Origin of the sequence: Nostoc sp. (genome assembly GCF_036917415.1) — a bacterium.
In the GTDB taxonomy this organism is placed as follows: Bacteria; Cyanobacteriota; Cyanobacteriia; order Cyanobacteriales; family Nostocaceae; genus Nostoc.
This window is the reverse complement of sequence record NZ_JBALDJ010000047.1, coordinates 20,713-39,998: the sequence shown is the minus strand read 5'-3', so window position 1 is coordinate 39,998 and position 19,286 is coordinate 20,713. Positions and strand designations below refer to the sequence as shown.

Annotated in this window: 8 protein-coding genes; 1 reads left to right on the top strand and 7 read right to left on the bottom strand. The window is 41.6% G+C overall.

The annotated features are described in order from the left end of the window. Positions 1–92 precede the first annotated feature (92 nt). Positions 93–278 carry a hypothetical protein gene (locus tag V7K41_RS08345; protein WP_334847166.1) on the bottom strand — a complete coding sequence of 62 codons (186 nt, stop codon included), beginning with the start codon at positions 276–278 and terminating at the stop codon, positions 93–95. Positions 279–807: 529 nt separating this feature from the next. On the opposite strand from V7K41_RS08345, the gene V7K41_RS08340 reads away from it, so the two are divergent. Next, a complete protein-coding gene (locus tag V7K41_RS08340) occupies positions 808–1,800 on the top strand; it encodes a metal ABC transporter solute-binding protein, Zn/Mn family (RefSeq protein ID WP_334847165.1) in 993 nt (330 codons plus the stop codon). A gap of 399 nt (positions 1,801–2,199) precedes the next feature. Here the strand turns inward: V7K41_RS08340 and V7K41_RS08335 are convergent, their stop codons facing one another. The 6 genes from V7K41_RS08335 to V7K41_RS08310 all read right to left on the bottom strand — a co-directional run bounded on the left by V7K41_RS08335 (position 2,200) and on the right by V7K41_RS08310 (position 19,042). After that, complete coding sequence (locus V7K41_RS08335; RefSeq protein ID WP_334847163.1) at positions 2,200–2,697, bottom strand: DUF427 domain-containing protein; 498 nt, start codon at positions 2,695–2,697, stop codon at positions 2,200–2,202. Positions 2,698–2,812: 115 nt separating this feature from the next. After that, positions 2,813–4,396: an HlyD family efflux transporter periplasmic adaptor subunit gene (locus tag V7K41_RS08330; protein WP_334847161.1), complete on the bottom strand. Its 1,584-nt coding sequence runs from the start codon at positions 4,394–4,396 to the stop codon at positions 2,813–2,815. An 87-nt stretch (positions 4,397–4,483) separates the two neighbouring features. Next, entirely contained in the window at positions 4,484–7,492 is a 3,009-nt protein-coding gene (locus V7K41_RS08325; protein WP_334847159.1) for a peptidase domain-containing ABC transporter, read from the bottom strand. Positions 7,493–8,306: 814 nt separating this feature from the next. Continuing rightward, positions 8,307–10,784, bottom strand: a complete 2,478-nt coding sequence (locus V7K41_RS08320) for a putative Ig domain-containing protein (RefSeq protein WP_334847157.1) — start codon at positions 10,782–10,784, stop codon at positions 8,307–8,309. 579 nt (positions 10,785–11,363) lie between these two features. Further along, positions 11,364–15,635 (bottom strand): non-ribosomal peptide synthetase, encoded by a 4,272-nt coding sequence (locus V7K41_RS08315; protein WP_334847156.1) that lies wholly within the window; start codon positions 15,633–15,635, stop codon positions 11,364–11,366. Next, positions 15,632–19,042, bottom strand: coding sequence for a non-ribosomal peptide synthetase (locus V7K41_RS08310; protein ID WP_334847154.1), 3,411 nt, complete (start codon positions 19,040–19,042; stop codon positions 15,632–15,634). The genes V7K41_RS08315 and V7K41_RS08310 overlap by 4 nt, the downstream gene beginning before the upstream one ends. Positions 19,043–19,286: the final 244 nt, after the last annotated feature.

Here is a 19,286-nt window from a genome sequence, read left to right as displayed (position 1 = left end):
GGCTCTTATTTAATGATGAAAAAACTAGAGGATAAAATTTATGGCACAAACTACATCCTGAATTTTGGCAATAAAAGTAGTTAAATGATGCTCTAAGCGCTATTGAAAGGTTTTACTAGGTGAAAATTAGTGTAACAAAGGCTGATGCCTAAAAAATCGCCAATTTGCCAATTTTGTAACAATGATATATCCACACCTTGCAAAACCACAGCTACAATTGCCTTAGATTCACGACTCGGTTTGCGAAATAAATCCGTATGCTCGATAAGCCCCATCATTACTACCTCCCACTCCTTAACCTGATAATTCTGTCAATTTGCGATCTTTGTGGGATGTAAGCACAATGGTATAGACCCTTCACAGATGGTAAGCGAACTACATTACACTCCTTGGAGACTCCCCAGCATTGCCTTTATTATTGTGCTCCTACCTCTACCAGTTTTCCAGCCCGTCGTGTGCAGTTAACTAATATTTTGCCTGTAAAAGAGAACGAACTGCAAAGGACGCAAAGAGCGCAAAGGGAGAAGGAAAGAAGAGAAATTGAAATTTGATTCACCTATCAGAATTAATGGGACAGACCACTAGTGGTTCACTAACCAAAAATGGCTGGGTATGGACTGGGAAAACAGACAAGTGATAAAGGAGAAAGTCTATTAATTCCTCTTCCCTTAACCTTTACCCTTTTCTTTACCGAAGGCTTCCCCATCAGCCCTTAACCGCTTCCCTGCTGAAGACTTTCCCCTGGTATTTTACTAATACTTTACCAATAATGATTATCTTTTGTTACACATCCAGTAGGAGTTGAGGATGTCAAAAAAATCACCATTGAATAATTTCTTCCCTGCTATTTTTGCTACCTTGACGATTGGATTTGTTGGGTGTGGAAATCAAGCTGTAAGAACTACCTTCACTCAGACTAACACCCAGGTAAATGAGAATCTTCCCCAAGTTGTAGCGACTACAAGCGTACTGTGTGACTTAACCAGGCAGGTTGCCGGAAATACAGTTAACCTCACCTGCTTAATTTCCCCTACTGCTGACCCCCAATTTTATAAACCAAAACCGGAAGATCGTAAAGCCATTGAACAAGCTAATCTTATTCTTTATAATGGTTACAATTTTGAACCAAATCTGATCGAGTTAATTAAAGCGACTAAAAACCCTGTACCGAAAATAGCTGTCGGTCAACTGGCAGTGCCTAAGCCACAAAAATTTCAGGTAGGTGATAAGAATGTAAGCGATCCTCATCTTTGGCACAATACCAAAAATACTATCAGAATGGTGGAGGTAATTAATAGTAATTTGAGAAAATTACAATCTAGTGATGCAGAGGTTTATACCAGTAATACCAAAAAAATTACAAATGAACTCACTCAACTAGATAGCTGGATTAAGTCAAGAATTGCCAGCATTCCTACCAAAGAACGGAAGTTAGTTACAACTTCTGATGCACTGAATTATTACGCCAAAGCATACCGTATTTCATTAGTAGGAGGATTGCAAAGTATTAGTACTAACGAAAAGCTGACAGCCGAACAAGTGAAAAATTTGGCTACAAACATTAAACGGGCTAAAGTATCAACAATTTTTGCTAAAGTGGAAATTAATCCTAATTTGATTCAATCTGTAGCCACAGAAGCTGAAGTAAATATTTCTGACAGAAAGCTATATGCTGAGGGACTTGGTGAACCAGGAAGCGACGCGGACACTTATCAGAAAATGATGATTGCCAATACACGCACAATTGTGGAAGGACTAGGAGGGACGTATTTGATGTTTGAAGCGAAAGCTGCTAGGTAGCTAGAACATCAATTCAGTAATCCTAGAAACTGGATTTTTTGAGATTTCATAAAACTTGGTTTATTAGTCTATCTTTGGAAGACAGAATTGGAGTTTTAAATGTTACGGAAGATGGGTAAAAGAGATTGTGTTATTTAGATTTATCAAGTGTTCACCAGACTAATGCTTTCTCTTGCATCTCTTTGATGAACCCATCTTCCCATCCATATATCCGATGATATCGTTAGGATATTGTTTCGCTATTTAAAATCCAAAATCCAAAATCGACTCATATCATGTGCGCTTGATTAGTTATTATTCCGGGCATCTATGCAAAAATCTTAAAACCCTCTTTCCCCCAGCTAAGAGCCCCCAGCAAGAACTGCGCTCTTAATGATAAGTCTTTTACCGAACATGATATCACCATCCCCAAGTACCAGGAGCGCCTTTAAATGGCCCAACAATATCACTAGTTACCCAACCGCCGTAGAAGTTACCTGGTTGTGGTTGCACCTCTTCGCCATTAACATAGCATTTATCCATTAAATGAGCATAAAAAGCTACATAATCCTTGATAGATTTAAAGGCTGGTGTGGGCTTAGGGTAGAACCAAGCAGCATTATGGGCTTCTCGATCGCCAACTTGGATTGTGTAATAACCAGCACTTCCCTTCCACTCACAAAAGCTAGATTGCGGAGTCATCTGTAGATATTCCATTTTAATATCCGCTGGGGGAATGTAGTAAGAAGGAGGATGACTGGTTTCTAAAACACGTTTGGCGCTATGAGTTTCTACAATTACGACTCCGTTGAAGATTATTTGGATATGTTTGGTTGTGTCCTCCAAAAGAGGAGGACGGGGGTAATCCCAAACTGATTCTTGTCCGGGAGCGGGTTCGATGCGTTGAGAATTAACCATTATGAAGAGTGTGCGTGCTAAGTGCTAAAAGAGAAAAAAGTAATCAGTACGGATGTATTTGGTGAAGGAGCAACTTCCCTTGTAGAGCCACTGCAATCTTTTAACTCAACCCTCTTCATCGTACTTGTTTAAGAGCATCAACTTGCTTGGTAAACAACTCAGTGAATAAACTAAGCACAGTCCGTTCTTCGCGCACTTTTATATTGGCACTGATGGACATACCTGATTGCAAGTTAACTTTTTTACCCTTAATCAATAGGGATTGCCTATCTAATGAGACTTTTGCCGGAAATCTATAAAACTGATGGGTTTGGTCTGGTGGTAATGCGTCTGAACCTATCCCAATCACTTCTCCCTTGATATCGCCAAACTCGCTGTAAGGAAAGGAGTCAATTCTGACATCTACCTTCATATTTTTTCGCACAAACCCAATATCTTTGTTAGTGATGAAAACTTCAGCGATATAGTTTTCATTGGGGACAATTTGCAACAGTTTTGTAGTTGGAGTTGCGACAAATCCAGGATTTTTTGCTTGCAAATCAAAAACTGTTCCAGCTACAGGTGCGCGTAGTTCTTGATATTTCACGTTTAACTGTGATTGAGATATTTTACTATTGACATCTGCCAAACGCTGCTCGTTATCCAACACAACTTTCATGAATTGGCTATCAATTGTGGCAATCTGCTGTTTGTTCTGAGCTATCTTATCCAAAATGTTTTTATCAGAAACAGCGACCGTATTGCTTAACTCTTGTTGTCCTTTTTCTATATCAAACTGGAGGCGTTTCAGTTCCTCACCTAGTTGCGCTACTTCCGCCGTGCGGTTTTGAACTTCTTGTTTCTGGTTAAGATACTGAAGTTGAGAAATACCACCTTCTTCTGCTAATACCTTCAGTTTATTTAAAATTCCCTGTTGAATAGCTAAACTTGATTTACTATCTTCCAGCTTAATTTGATTTTGAGTAAATTCTTTTTTGGTTTTTTCTACTTCTAATCGTGCTGATGAGGAGCGAGAGTCTAATTCTTGTTTAGCCACTCGTAGAAGTTGTTGTTCATCAATTCCTACTCCAGAATCTTGACCAGAATTTTTTAATTGAGTGCGGAATAATTCATTTTCTGCTACTAATGCTGCCCGACTTTTCAGCAGAAAAGCAGTTTCTTGTGGCAAATTACCGCGCAAATATAACAGTTCCGAGCCAGTGGCCGTGCTTGCATTCATCAATCGGCGATAAATCTGGTTTTCTTTCATTAATGCAAGGCGAACTTTATTCAAAGAATTTAATTCGGCAACAGAGGCTATGGAATCAAAAGTTAGCAACAAATCACCTGGCTTTACTTCTTGTCCATCTTTAACATTAACTGTTTTCACCACTCCACTAACAGGAGCTTGAACTTCTTTGACTGTTCCTTGCGGTTTTAATTGCCCTGTTGCTGGCACTACTTGCTCAATTTTTGCAAAATAAGTCCAAGCTATTCCAAAACAGGCTAGCCCCATGAGTGTAATCATGATTGTACGCGACCAAATTGGAGATTGGCGCAAGACAATGGATTGCTCAAATTCCTGAGTGTTTGAGTTAGTTAAAGACTCTTGAATAGCTTTCTGTTGTTTTGTCAGTACCCGTGAATCTTGCTTCACTCCATTTTTATGATTGCCGTTTTTATGATTGCCGTTGAGATGATTCCCATTAAGTTGAGTCATAACGATTTTGGATTTTGGATTTTGACTTTTTTGTAAGGTGGGCAATGTTTCCCGATGCCAAAAACCTTTGCCCTCAAGAATGACTAATTACAAGTTTACATCTTGTTGCTGATACAGGTAATAATAATGACCCTTAGTAGCCATTAATTCTTGATGGCTACCTTGCTCTATAACCCTGCTATTATCCATTACAACAATCATGTCTGCATTACTTACAGTGTTTAGTCGGTGGGTAATAAAAAATACTGTATCACCCTTGAATGCTTTAGCTAAGTTGAGACATATTTGCCGTTCTGTGGGATAATCTAATGCGCTAGTTGCTTCATCTAAAACTAATAGTTTTGGTCGTTGTAAAACAGAACGAGCGATCGCAATTCTTTGTCGTTGTCCACCTGAAAGTGCAGAACCCCGTTCTCCCACCCGCGTGTTGTAACCGTTGGGCAAGTTCATGACAAACTCGTGAGCGCACGCAACCTGAGCCGCTTCGATAATTTCTTCGGTTGTGGCATCGGGATTGGTTAGGGCAATATTTTCCTGAACGCTGCCGTCAAACAATAATGTTTCTTGGGGAACTACGCCAATTTGTCGTCGCAACGAATAAAGTTCCACTTTGGCAATGTCATAACCATCAATCAAAATTCTGCCAGACTCAGTTTCGTAAAGTCTCAGCAGTAATTTCATCATCGTACTTTTACCAGACCCACTTTGTCCGACGATGCCGATAAATTGACCTGGCGCAAATTCGAGGTTGACATTAGAAAGTTGCAGAGGGCCACTTGTGCCAAACCGGAAGGAAACATTTTCATATTTCACTGCTCCTTTGATCGTAGGTAAAGGTATATTGTAGCGGTCTGTTTCTCCTTCTTGTGGTGTATCGACAATATCGCTTAAACGCTCTAGAGACAAGGCAGTTTCTTGGAAGCTTTGCCAGAGTTGAGCTAAACGTAATATTGGGCTGGTGACATAACCCGATATAATCCTAAAGGCAATTAATTCGCCTAAAGTTAATTGTTGTTGCAGTACTAAATAAGCTCCTACCCACAAAACTAGTAAGCTGCTGAGTTTGTTGAGAAAGTTGCTGGTAGAGTTAGCGAGGGTAGAAGTCACAACTGTTTTAAAACCAGCGGCGACAAACCGGGCGTAACGCTCTTGCCAAGAAAAGCGCGATCGCAATTCGATATTTTGCGCTTTTACTGTTTGAATGCCTGACATCACCTCCACTAAATAAGATTGAGTTTCGGCGTTGCGTTCGGCTTTGGCACGTAACTGTCTGCTAATAGTGGGAGAAGCGACTAAGGTGATCAATATAAACACAGGGATCGTGCTTAAGCCGACTAAGGTGAGTTGCCAACTGTAAATCAGCATTACACCGATATAAACCAATGAGAATAGAGCATCTAAACCCACTGTTAAGGCAGTACCCGTGAGGAATTGGCGGATATTTTCTAGTTCGTTGATGCGAGTGGAAAGTTCACCCACCGGTCGGCGTTCAAAATAGCGCAGTGGTAAACGTAGTAAGTGGTCGATAATTTGCGACCCTAAACCCATATCGATCCGATTAGTGGTATCGACAAATAAGTAGGTTCGTAAGGTAGTCAACACTGCTTCAAATAGTCCGACTACTAATAGCAAAACCCCCAAAATATGTAGTGTGCCAATACTATTTTGAGTGATAACTTTGTCGATAATTAACTGAACAACTAGGGGATTTGCCAACGCTGCCAACTGCACGAAAAAGGAAGCGATAAAGACCTCTATCAAGACTCGACGGTGCTTTGACAAATAAGGCAGAAACCACCGCAAACTAAAGCGTTCTTGGGGTGTTTGGTTGGTAGCAGTCAGCAGTAATACCCTAACTTTGGGCGGAAAGTCAGTTGGATCGACATCTAATTGTTCAACCAATTGAGCGGGTTTGCAGCGCACAATTCCTTTGGATGGAACACCCACAACTACGGTATTGGCATCTACTTCATATAAAACGGCAAAATTATCACCATAATGAATCAGCGCCGGTGTCGGAATGCGTGTCACTGAGGCGACTGGTAACTCTATCAACTGCGCCTTCAGCCCAATTAACTCTGCTAGGTAAGCAGTAACTTGAAACGATATAGTGCCCTGACGTTTGATTTGCTCAGTTAAGATGCGGCGAACCACCTCTCGACGAAACGGCATTTCTAGGTGCTTCGCGATCATTTGAAAGCAGGCGAAGGCTGAATTTAGTTCTCCTTTACCGCCAAAAAATGGGTATTTTTGTTTTGACGAATTATTGGAATTTTGGGGGGCTGTCTGTGGAACTATTTCGTCTGATGCGTAGGGAATAATATCTAGGTCGTCAGCACTATCTCTATCTACTGTGGTTTCACTTACCGCAAGTTCTATCTGATGACTATCTTCTAAGATCAAATCTGACGGATGTATACCAAGCAAGCGTGCAGGATTTTGACCGATGACCTGGATCTTGTCTCTATCATCGTCTGATTCTAAGCGATCGCCAGGTGAGAAATTCGTGATCCCACCACCACTCACAAACCAAACGCTTTTGCTATCCAGTTGGTTGAATGGAGTTTTTCCTAAAGGGAGATAATGTATTTTCGCCTGTGGTAAGGCTTTTTCTGCCAGTTCTCTGAGATTTAAGGTAGCGATCGCTTGCTTTTGCCAATAGGAACCGAGAATATCGAAAACTTCTACCAAGTAACTGCGGTTCTTGCGAGCTTCGGCAAAAGCTGGGTATGAAGACAGAAAGCTAAAATATGCTGATGCACTCAAGGTTAAACATACTACTTCAGTAGAAGCGATCGCTGTTTCACAGGCGATATCGCGCAACAAACCAATTTCACCAATAATTTCCCCTGGTTGCAGTAATTTTAGGGTGATTGGCATTTGCGTCTGGGTGTCGTATCCCAACAGCCGCACTTGTCCTTCATAAATGATGGTGATGCGTTCCGGGAGACTTTCTTTACCGATGATTTTCTGACCTATGCGATAACGCCACGCTTGTAGCTGTTCTGATAAATTAGCGATCGCCCCATCTGGTAACTGCTCAAACCCCTCTAGGGCGGTGAGAAATTCGGGAAAAGTGTTCTTAATATAAGTCATATAAAACAAGTAAAAGTGAGGAATTAAGTCGAAAATATTAAGGGCTATCTCTTTTACTAACAGTGGCAGTGTTTGGTTTTATGCCAGCAGTGACAAGACTTTTCTGGAATTCAGGTGTTTAAATGTGTAAAAGCACAGAGGAAAGGTTCGTCTAATTGCAGACCTGTATTTATATCACACGGTTACGATTGTTATGCGTTTTTCAAAACCAAGCATAGTATAAATAGATCGAGGACAAGTTATCACTTGGTTAACACTACATAATTTATACAAAATTAAAATTAATATTTAGCATTGCAAGTATGCAATATGAATACTGTTCATCAAACCAAGACACATAAACGCGGTTGTTAAATTTTGCGTTGCATATTTTAATTTATGATAATCAACATCAAAATATCACAAATGCCTTCCTAAGTAAATACCCTAATGAAAAGTTATGTAATAAAAAAAACTTTAAATTTCTGAATTATTTTTTACAAATTCTCGAATATAGAGATTGACAATATCACTAATGGCGAAAGACAAGAGCTTTCCTCGTTAAACATCACCTATACCTGATTATGAAAGAATTATCATCACTTTTTTGCTAGCTTAATTTAATAAAAATTAACTGGAAAAGTAAAGTTGAAGATTTTTTGTCACTCTAGAGTAATCAACTATTAAATTTATGAATGAAAGACAATAACTGCCTTCAGTAAATTTACTAGTTTAATTAATAGCGAGTCCATTTAATCACCATGCATAAAATAACCCCATCCCGCAACCGGGATGAAGTTGTTTAATTTTCCTAAGTAATTACTCGCCTTTGATACTAGGCAAGATTGGCACTCAAATTGACCTGCACAATCATATCGTTGTAATCTTTGTCACCACCATTTGGTAAATCCTCAAAACCAAAGGTATTATTTCCCAACAGCCGAATGTGATCTACCTTATCTGAGTTAGCACCCAAGAATGTGAAGTAAACATTTTTATTGGCATTGCCATTGAGAATCTCATCGGGTCTGCCATCCACAACAATAAATGGTGCAAACAAAGAATTTGGATCGAAAGTGCCAGTGTAATTTGCAGTGCCTTGGTTGCCCACCGCCAAGTCAATGCCTGCAACACGCCCACGCACAGCAGCTTCGGCGTAGCCAGCCTGACCAACGAGAATATCTGCTGTGCCATCACCGTTGGTGTCAATACCACCATTTTCATCAGCCACCTGATAGAAGCCGACAAAGTTATTGTAAGATGCCTCTCTGTTGACTTGAAACTCAGCTGTTACCGATTGTGTCACACTCCGTAAATCAATCAGTTCGCCTTGATATTTGCCTTGCAGACCAGTACCCAAAGATACCTCTTGATTGGTTGGCTGAATATTCACAACCAAATTCTGGAAATTAAGAGAAAACCCTTCATCTTCTATGTTGTTATTTGTCGCTGAGGAAAAAAGCACATTTGAGAAGGGGGTTTTTCCAGACAGTACAGCCTGAGTAGTACTGTTGGATACCAGATAAAATCTGAGTTTGGTATCAGAATCGAATTCTAAAATGTTTTTCAGGTCGGCAGGATTAAAACCATTAGGCAGATTGGCAAGAGCGGAGAAAACCACCTTTGAACGCAAAAGAGCCGCTTGCGTATAGCCTTCTGCACCAGGGGCTATGCCGTTAATCCTACCTTCTTCATCGTCAACAGTAAATACATTTAGTTCATTCACCTCTTCAGAGGTGTTGTTTTTAATATTGACTGAGAGTTTTGCTTTATCACCTTTAATGTTCAGCTTAGTCTTGACACTAAAGATATCACCTGTAATTTTTGTCACTACAGCAGTATCGTCAGCAACCACAAGTTTAAACACATCACTGGCTTGCTCTCCAGCAACATCCTTAGCTGTGACTTTGATGTTTAAGCTACCTACGTCTTCATTCTCAGGAGTACCACTGAAAGTCCTAGTAGCAGCATTGAACTTCAACCCATTCGGCAAAGGCGTATCGTCGTCCAAAGTTGCAGTGTAGGTAAGGGTATCTCCGACATCTGGATCAGTGAAAGTGTCATCTGGTACAGTGAAGCTGAAGAAAATACCTTGGGTGGCTTGTTGGTCTGCGATCGCCTTGGACAAGACTGGAGGAGTGTTGACACCACCAATCGTGAGTTTAAACACATCACTGGCTGTTTCTCCACCAACATCCTGAGCGGTAACTTTGATGTTTAGACTACCTACGTCCCCATTATCGGGAGTACCACTGAAAGTCTTGGTAGCAGCATTGAACTTCAACCCATTCGGCAGGGGCTTATCGTTGTCCAGAGTTGCAGTATAGGTGAGGCTATCTCCGACATCTGGATCAGTGAAAGTGTCATCTGGTACAGTGAAGCTGAAGAAAATACCTGGGGTGGCTTGTTGGTCTGCGATCGCCTTGGACAAGACTGGAGGATCGTTGACATTATTAATCGTGATTTGAAACACATCACTGGCTGTTTCTCCACCAATATCCTGAGCGGTAACTTTGATATTTATACTACCTACGTCCTTATTCTCAGGAGTACCACTGAAAGTCCTGGTAGCAGCATTGAAGTTCAACCCATTCGGCAAAAGCGTATCGTCGGGCAGAGTTGCAGTGTAGGTAAGGGTATCTCCGACATCTGGATCAATGAAAGTGTCATCTGGTACAGTGAAGGTAAAGAAAATACCTTGAGTGGCTTGTTGGTCTGCGATCGCCTTGGACAAGAGTGGAGCAGTTAGTACTGAAGCGTAAACTGCCATTACTTCTGGCTGAAACGCCAAAGTAGGAACAATTGCCCCCGTAGAAACTTCCAGTTCCCAGTCACCACCTAATGCAGTACTCCCCGTTAAGTCATCAGACGCCGCTACTACTGCACCTGTCAATTCACTCAGGCGCTGTACAAATGCTTTACCTTGCTCTGTTTGCCCAACTTCGCAACCATACAACAGCAGTTGTGCATCTGCACTCAAAACATTTGCCCAGTCCATGAGTTGCCAAGCATAATGGTTGAGGGTTTCGTAGCTGAGTTGACTGTTCCCCAGGTAGACTTGCCCTGGTGCGCCGTGAGAAACAATGTGTAGGCTGTTGATTTCCCGATGAGTTGCCAGCACTTGGCTAATTTGTTCAATGCCATTCTGGTCAGGATCTAAAACTACAACAGAGGTATTCGGCAATACACCTGTTACCAGACTTTGGTAGTTCTCAACCTGTGGGTCGATGAAAACTAGGTGAGTAGCAGGTATTTGCTCATACAAGTCTTGAGTTGACTGGGTAGCGATCGCGATCGGGATGGTGTCTGACATAATTACTCTTATTAATTAATAGTTTTTTCGTTACAGCCGTTACGTGTTATATCCAGTAAATCACGTAGAGGCAGGATTTTTTTGGCATCCTGAAGGAGTCAATTATTAAACTTATATAAAAGGCAAATAGTTAACTCCAGTAAATTTACTGCCTAAACCTGCGGATCAATATTACCATTGCCATCGAAAATAACATCAGGTCTGCCATCAATAATAATAAATGGCGCAAATAGGGAATCAGCTTTGAAAGTCGCGGTGTAATTTGCTGTCCTTATTCACCGTCAAAAAATGCCTGTAACACGCCTACACACAGGTTTAAAACTGATGCAAAGGCTTTATTGGCGATCGCATTTACACATCTATAACAAGCCGCCAGTTGAAGTTATTACTCGCGCATAAAACAACCCCATCCCGCAAGCGAGATGAGGTTAGAAAGCTATCACTAAAACAGAATTCAAAAATAACTTTGATCGTTTACTTAAATTCGGAGAGTCACAAGCAAAACAGGCTTTATATGTGGCTTAGAGACTTAAGTTTTGTACTTAACTGAGTTAAATATTCCTATAAGTCTAGAAAGATTTAGATTTCTGCAATAATTTCATCTATGCAAGCCTTCATTTTTTCGGATACAGTTCGTACATGGGGTTCTTTAAAAATGGAATTATGAATCCCAGAAACATCATAAATATCCACTCCTCCTAATGCCAATTTACCCCAACCCATTTTGGGATCAGCCTCCTGTTGTCCAACTACAAGATTATCTTCTGTTCGGAATACGGTTGCTCGACCTGAGTAAACTTGTAGAACATATTTTCTGAGCGCTTCTCTGGTGGACTGTTCCACCATGAATTTCCGGTTGGAGTAAGGTAAGGGGCGTCTGAGAATCAGGTGAAAGTAAAAGACAATCCGCCAGAGTATCTCTTTAATCTGATACTTAAGCAGCTCTGTATTTCCTTTTACCTGCTTAATAACATAGTTAGATGCAGTTGCGAAAAGACTCTTCCAATTACGAGAGGTTGGATTTTGCAATGGCACAGATTCAATATTTCTGGAACCGTAGGTATCAAATAAAACTAGCAAAGCTACTTTCTTACCTTGCATGACCAATTGCCGAGCCATTTCGTAAACAATTATACCCCCAGAAGAGTATCCGCCGATCAAATAAGGCTCATGGGGCTGAATAGTCTGGATTTGTTGAATATAGTGCGCTGCCATGTCTTCAATCCGGGTATATGGAAGCTGTTTTCCATCTAACCCTTGTGGTTGTAGTCCATAAAATGGCTGATCTGATCCTAAATGCACTGCCAATTCACGGAAACGTAAAACTTCTCCACCAAAACCATGTACACAGAAGAAAGGAGGCTTAGAACCGTTGGGCTGAATAGGTACTAAAGATGACCAAGGAATTGATGTTTCAGACTTGACATCAGCTATTGGTGTTGCTGCAATCCCAGGTTTCGAGCATATTTCTCGCTCAATAACATTAGCTAACTGCTCAATAGTTGGTGCTTGCAAAAGGATAGATAGAGCTAGATTTTTGCCTGCGATCTTTTCAATTTGAGAAAACAGACGTACTGCCAGCAGTGAATGTCCACCTAAATCAAAAAAGTTGTCTGTTATTCCAATCGGATGAACTCCTAAAACATTTTCCCAGATTTCTGTTAATTGAAGTTGTAGTGGATTTTCTGCTGTAGCAAATGTTTTTTCTATTTTATAATTAGTTAAATTGGGCATAGGTAAAGCTTTGCGATCGACTTTACCATTAGCATTAAGTGGCAGAGAGTCTAGTATGACAAAGGCCGCAGGCAACATATAATTGGGCAGTTTTTGCTTGAGAAATCTGTGCATTTCATCGCTAACAATAGTTTCACCTAACTGAGGAACAAGATAAGCAACTATCAATTTATTGCCAGGAACATCTTCTCTGACAACAGCGACATTTTTCTGTACTCCTGGGTGTTGACCCAATATCGCCTCAATTTCTCCCAACTCAATGCGGAAGCCACGAATCTTTACTTGATGGTCTAAACGTCCGATAAACTCAATATTGCCATCTGGTAAGTAACGAGCTAAATCGCCAGTTTTATATAGATGAGCCGATTCAAATTGTGAATTTTTAAAGGGGTTATAAATAAACTTTTCGGTGGTTAATTCTGGTCGTTTGAGATAACCCCTAGCCAAACCATCACCGCCAATATATAACTCACCTGGTATACCAATCGGGACAGGCTGCAAATTGCTATCCAGTATGTAAGTTTGTGTATTGGAAATAGGTCGGCCAATGGGAATAGAACCATTAATTTTAATATTGCTGTCTAAAGAATAGCAACAAGTAAAAGTTGTATTTTCCGTTGGCCCATAGCCATTAATCAGGCGACAATCTCCGCCTGCTTGCAAAAGTTTTTGGATGTGAGGGACAGATAAAACATCTCCACCAGCTAAAAGTTGTCGAACTTGTTTTAAGTCTTCAACATACTCATCTACCATTAAGTTGAAAAGACCAGCAGTTAACCACAGTATCGTTATACGATAATATTTCAGAGCTTCTGTTAGTTCTGATAACGATAGTGCGTGAGCTGGCATGAGCACTAACTTTGCGCCGTTGAGCAAACATCCCCAAATTTCAAAAGTGGAAGCATCAAAGGATATGGGCGCTAACTGTAAAAACACATTTTCTGCATCTATACTAATGTAATTGGTGTCTTTAACTAAGCGCACGACACCCCGATGTATGACGGTAACACCTTTGGGGATGCCTGTAGAACCAGATGTGTAAATTACATAAGCCAAGTTTTCAGCGGTAGTTTGGCTAACTGGATTCTCTTGACTATGTTGAGCGATAGCTTCAGCATCACCATCCAAATAAACCACCTTTGCTCCACACACAGGTAATTTTTCGAGCAGATGTTGTTGAGTGAGCAAGATTTCCACTTGAGCATCTTTTAACATCAAGCTAAGGCGCTCTTGGGGGTACATGGGATCTAAAGGAACATAAGCTCCACCTGCCTTAAGAATACCCAGTAACCCGATTACCATTTGGAGCGATCGCTCTGCACACAGTCCCACCATTACTTCTGGCCCTACACCCAGGCTTTGCAAGTGGTGTGCTAGCTGATTGGCTTGTTCATTCAACTGTTGGTATGTTAGTTCTTGTCCTGCAAATACGAGTGCTACAGCATTGGGTGTTCTTTCGACTTGTGACTCAAACAGTTGATGAATGCAAGTCTGCCGGGGATAGTCAGTTTGAGTATTATTCCACTCTACAAGTAACTGCTGCCGTTCGGCTGGCGTTAATAGCGGTAACTCTGAAATGCGTTGCTCTGGGTTAGCAAGAATACCTTCTAGTAAAGTTTGGAAATGTCCAAGCATCCGAGCGATCGTGGCTTCATCGAATAAGTCTGTATTGTATTCAAAAGAGGCTCTCAATCCTTTGCCTGTATCACAGATCATCAGGGTTAAATCAAATTTTGCCGTGCTGGTGTGGGTGTATCCAAAGGTGGAGGCAATTTTCAAACCTGCTACTTCTCGTGCCTCCTTTGTCCAAGGAGGATTCATGGCGAACATTACTTGAAACAGTGGTGAATGACTACCATTGCGTTCTGGATTAAGTTCTTCTACCAGTTTTTCAAAAGGTAAATCTTGGTGAGCGTAAGCACCTAAAGCTACCTGACGCACTTGATCGAGTATTTCCCGAAAACTGGGATTGCCGGAAAGGTCAGTCCGCATGACTAAGGTATTGACAAATAAACCCATCAATCCTTCGGTTTCTATCTGGTTGCGACCGGCAATTGGGGAGCCAACAAAAATATCCTCTTGTCCTGTATAGCGATGGAGCAATACCTTGAAGGCTGCTAATAAAGTCATGAACAGTGTTACACCTGACTGCTGACTCAAAGCCTTGAGGGCATCAGTTAACGCCTGCGGTAGCATCTGGCTACAGATATCGCCTGAATAAGTTTGGACAGGTGGCCGTGGGCGATGCCTACGGCGAGCTTCGCTAACGCTGGGTAGCTCTAGTATGGGTAGGTTGCCACTTAGCTGCTGCTTCCAATAATCAAGCTGAGATTTTAGGACTGCATCTTGTAACCACTGACGCTGCCAGTGAACGTAGTCAGTATACTGGATAGGTAATTCCAGTAGTGCGGAGGGTTTGCCAGCAGCAAAGGCTTCATAAAGTGTTGTGAGTTCCTGAAAGAAAACCTCTGAAGACCAACCATCTGCAATAATATGATGCAGGTTCAGGAGCAGCATATTCTCCTGTTCAGTTAGGCGTAGCAGTTTAAAGCGAAACAATGGCCCTTGCAAAAGATCGAAAGGTTGTTGAGCTTCCTGAGCAGCCAGTCTTTTTTCTTCAATTTCCCGCTGTTCTAGAGACAACTGACTCAAATCGACAAGCGGCAGATTCAGGGTCATATCTGGAGATATGACTTGGCTAGGCTGCCCATCTATAGATGTAAAGGTAACTCGTAGGATTTCGTGACGGCGGACAATTTCAACTAGACATTGCTCCAGTAGTGCCACATTCAGTGAACCTGTGAGGCGATAGGCTAGAGGTATATTGTAGACATTACCAGGATCAAATTGCTCTAAAATCCATAAGCGTTGTTGAGCAAAAGAAAGAGGGAGTTTGCCATCTCTGATGTTAGGTAATATATGAGGAAGATTGTTACTACCAACAGAGTTAGCCTGGAGGAGAAATTCTAAGATTTCGGCTTTCCGTTCTCGCATCTGCTCCAGTAAATCTGGTGTCAGGCTCTCCTTAGCAGCGCGATAGCGCAGGCTACCGTCTTCGATCCATAATTTCACATCTAGATGACGTAGTTCTGATAAAAACTCATGAATGGTTTTCATAGTTGTCCCTCTTCGTAGTCGCCGATCGTTTCAGTCACAGAAGCTTGATAATTTTGCGCTGCCCATTGCAGTGTTTCAACTCGTTCAGCTAAGTCAGCTACAGTTGATACTTCAAATAAGTTGAGTAAAGGTATTTCTACTTGAAAGGTTTGACGCAACCGTGAAGTGACTTGAATCGCCAGTACTGAATGTCCCCCTAGCTCAAAGAAGTTGTCATGAATGCCAATATTTTTTAAGTTGAGGACTTGTGCCCAAATGCCAGCAATCTGCTGTTCAACCAAGGTGCGAGGTGCAACATAGCCTTCCGTCAGTTCTGGACGAGCAAAATCGGGTGTTGGTAGAGCCTTGCGATCTACTTTGCCATTAGGAGTAAGGGGCATCGCATCTAGTGTCACAAAGGTAGTGGGCACCATATAATTTGGTAGCTTTTCCTTCAAGAACTGGCGTAATTGTGGGATTAGCTGATTATTTACTGTCTGCTTCTGTATGGGGCTATTAGCATAAGCATCACTTAAAGTCTGGTCTTGTAAAGATTCTGATTCAGACAGTAAGTCCCACCTTTGATTCCAGGCTTGAATATGTTGAGTACTGCTAGCAGACTCCGCTGAAGACTTAACTTCCGATGGTATTTTTGGAACTAGATAACCGACTAAAGTTTTCTCATTTGAGATATCTTCTCGCACAACAACGACAGCTTCTTTCACAGCAGGATGTTGAGCCATCACCATTTCAATCTCACCCAATTCAATCCGAAAACCGCGAATTTTAAATTGATTGTCGATTCGTTGCAGATACTCAAGGTTGCCATCGGTGCGATAACGAACTAAATCACCTGTTCTATAGAGTCGAGCATGAGGTTCTTGGCTGAATGGGTTGGAGATAAACCGTTCTGTAGTTAGCTCAGGTCTATTTAAATAACCTAACGCTACACCTGCACCGCCGATATAAAGTTCACCAGGAACTCCTACAGGTACGGGCTGCTGATAAGCATCTAATAGATAAATTTCAGTATTGGCAATGGGCTGACCAATCAGAGGGATTCCGTCTGCTTTAATTTGATAGCAGGTAGACCAGATTGTTGTTTCAGTTGGTCCGTACATATTCCAAACACTGTGGGCACGATTCACCAGTTCCTTAGCTAAAGTAGGTGGTAATGCTTCCCCACCGCACAAAATCTTGAGTTGTTTGGAACCTTGCCAGCCAGCCGCCAGCAGCAATCGCCAGGTTGCAGGAGTGGCCTGCATGACTGTTGCTCCTGAATGGTTGAGAGTTTTGAGCAGTTTCTCACCATCCGTAGCCACCTCACGGCTGACTATCAGAGTAGTTGCCCCCACGATTAACGGCAAGAAGATTTCCAGAACGGCAATATCAAAGGAGAGAGTGGTGACAGATAGCAGAATATCTTGCTGCGTCAAACCTGGTTGCTCACGCATACTTCCCAGCAGGTTGACAACATTTTGGTGAGAAACTTTTACTCCCTTGGGTGTTCCTGTGGAGCCAGAAGTGTAAATGACGTAGGCTAGATTCTCGGTATTTGCTAGGTAAACAGGTTTGTGAGTTGGATAATGGGTAATTTTTTCTTTATCTGTGTCCAAACAAACTACTTCTACCTGATTTGGTAACAAATCAAGTAGGTTGGCTTGGGTAAGTAACACGGATACTTGAGCATCATCAAGCATGAAGGTCAAGCGTTCTTTGGGATAGGTGGGGTCTAAGGGGACATAAGCACCACCTGCCTTGAGTACAGCTAGCAGAGCGATCGCTATTTCTATTGACCGTTCCAAGGAGATGCCAACTAGCACTCCAGGCTTGACTCCCAAGGTTTGGAGATAATGAGCAAGCTGATTGGCACGCTCCTCAAGTTCCAGATAAGTCAGTTGTTGATTTTGAAACACAACAGCGATCGCATCTGGTGTTCGCTCCACTTGAGTTTCAAACAGCTGGTGAATGGATTTATCTTGAGGATAAGCTGTTTGAGTATTGTTCCATGCTGCCAACAACTGTTGCTCAGTTGTTGGCAAGATTGGCAATTTGGCAATAATTTGATTGGGGTTAGCAACTATACCTGCTAAGAGAGCCTCAAACTCTGCCATTCGGCGACGGATAGTATCAGCATCAAATAAATTGGTGTTGTACTGACATTCCAGAATAAGCTGACCACGTAATTCTGTAGCATTGATAAATAGTTCAAAATTCTCAAATTCGCGGGGATTGAAGAAACACTCTACCTCCAGCCCTGCAAATGACAAACTGTTTCCGTCCAAGCCCTGCTCGATATTAAAGGTGATTGGTACTAAGGGAATACGACTAGAATCCCGTGGAAACACTAGTTTTTTGATCAGACTGCCAAAGGTAAATTGTTGGTGGTCATAAGCATCTAATACAGCCGAACGCCGCGTTTGCAAGTAGTCAAGAAAGGATTTTTCTCCATTGATGCGGCTACGCAGCGGTAATAAATTAACACAGTGTCCTACGAGATTATATTGACCTAAAGCAGCTTGTCCAGCGGCGAAAACACCTACAACCAAGTCGTTTTGTCCTGTCAGGCGGTGGAGCCACACCTCTAATCCTGACAAGATGGTAGTCATAAAGCTACAACCAAGTTTTGTTCCTAGTTGTTTGAGGTTGACAACTAGTTCGGGATTTAAATGCCAATCTTCACGGGCAGCATTAAAGGTTCTGAATAATGGACGTGGGCGATCGCTGGGGAAATCTAGTACAGGTAGAGAATCAGAGAATTGATCTAACCAATATTTTTCTATAGCGATCGCTTCTGAACTTTGGGTTTCTTCTTCTTGCAAGGTCGCATATTCACTAAAGCGATCTGGTTCTTCCAATTCAGGAACAATACCCTGTTGCAAGCCAGAATAGAGTTTACCCACATCTGGCAACAACACTGTCCATGACCAACCATCGCAAATAATGTGATGGGCAGTCAAAATTGCTAGATATTCTTGCAGATGCAATTTGACAATTTTTGCCCGAAATAGAGGGCCGTGTTCTAAATCAAAGGGTTGTTTTACCTCTCGTTGCAAGATACTAGCTATTTTTGTTTCTTGCTCCTGTGACTCCAGTCCAGAAAGATCGACGATCGGGATTTCTATTCTCAGGGAAGCAACAATGCAGAGTGTATTGCCATCTGTGCTAAAGGTTGTCCGTAAAGCTTCATGACGTTGGACTAATTGTTGTATAGCACACTGGAGAGCTTCTACATCCAGATTTCCTTTTAGTCGCAGAGATTGGGATTGATTATAAGCACAATTGGCACCGTCTCCCATTTGTACAGAAGCCCAAATTTCTTTTTGAGATTCGGTTGCAGGGGCAGTCAATAATAACTCTCCACCTGAAAATGGATCGAAATCAACAGATGTTAATACAGATTGTGAATTAAAGGGTAATAAACTCATAAAAAAACGTAGATGTTCTAGCTTTTTTTAGTGGCTCACAATGGGAGATATTTAAACTGAATGCGACTAACTATGAAACAAATTACTTAGCTTGATTGCTCATTTCTCTAAACCATTCAGACTTTTTACTCCTGAACATAATAATTATTTTCTTGACCCTTAGATCGGATTACCAATCAATACGGTTCAGTTAAGGCTAAAATCCTTTGCCAAAGTCAATTTTTTTAACGAACCGCCTTCTCTG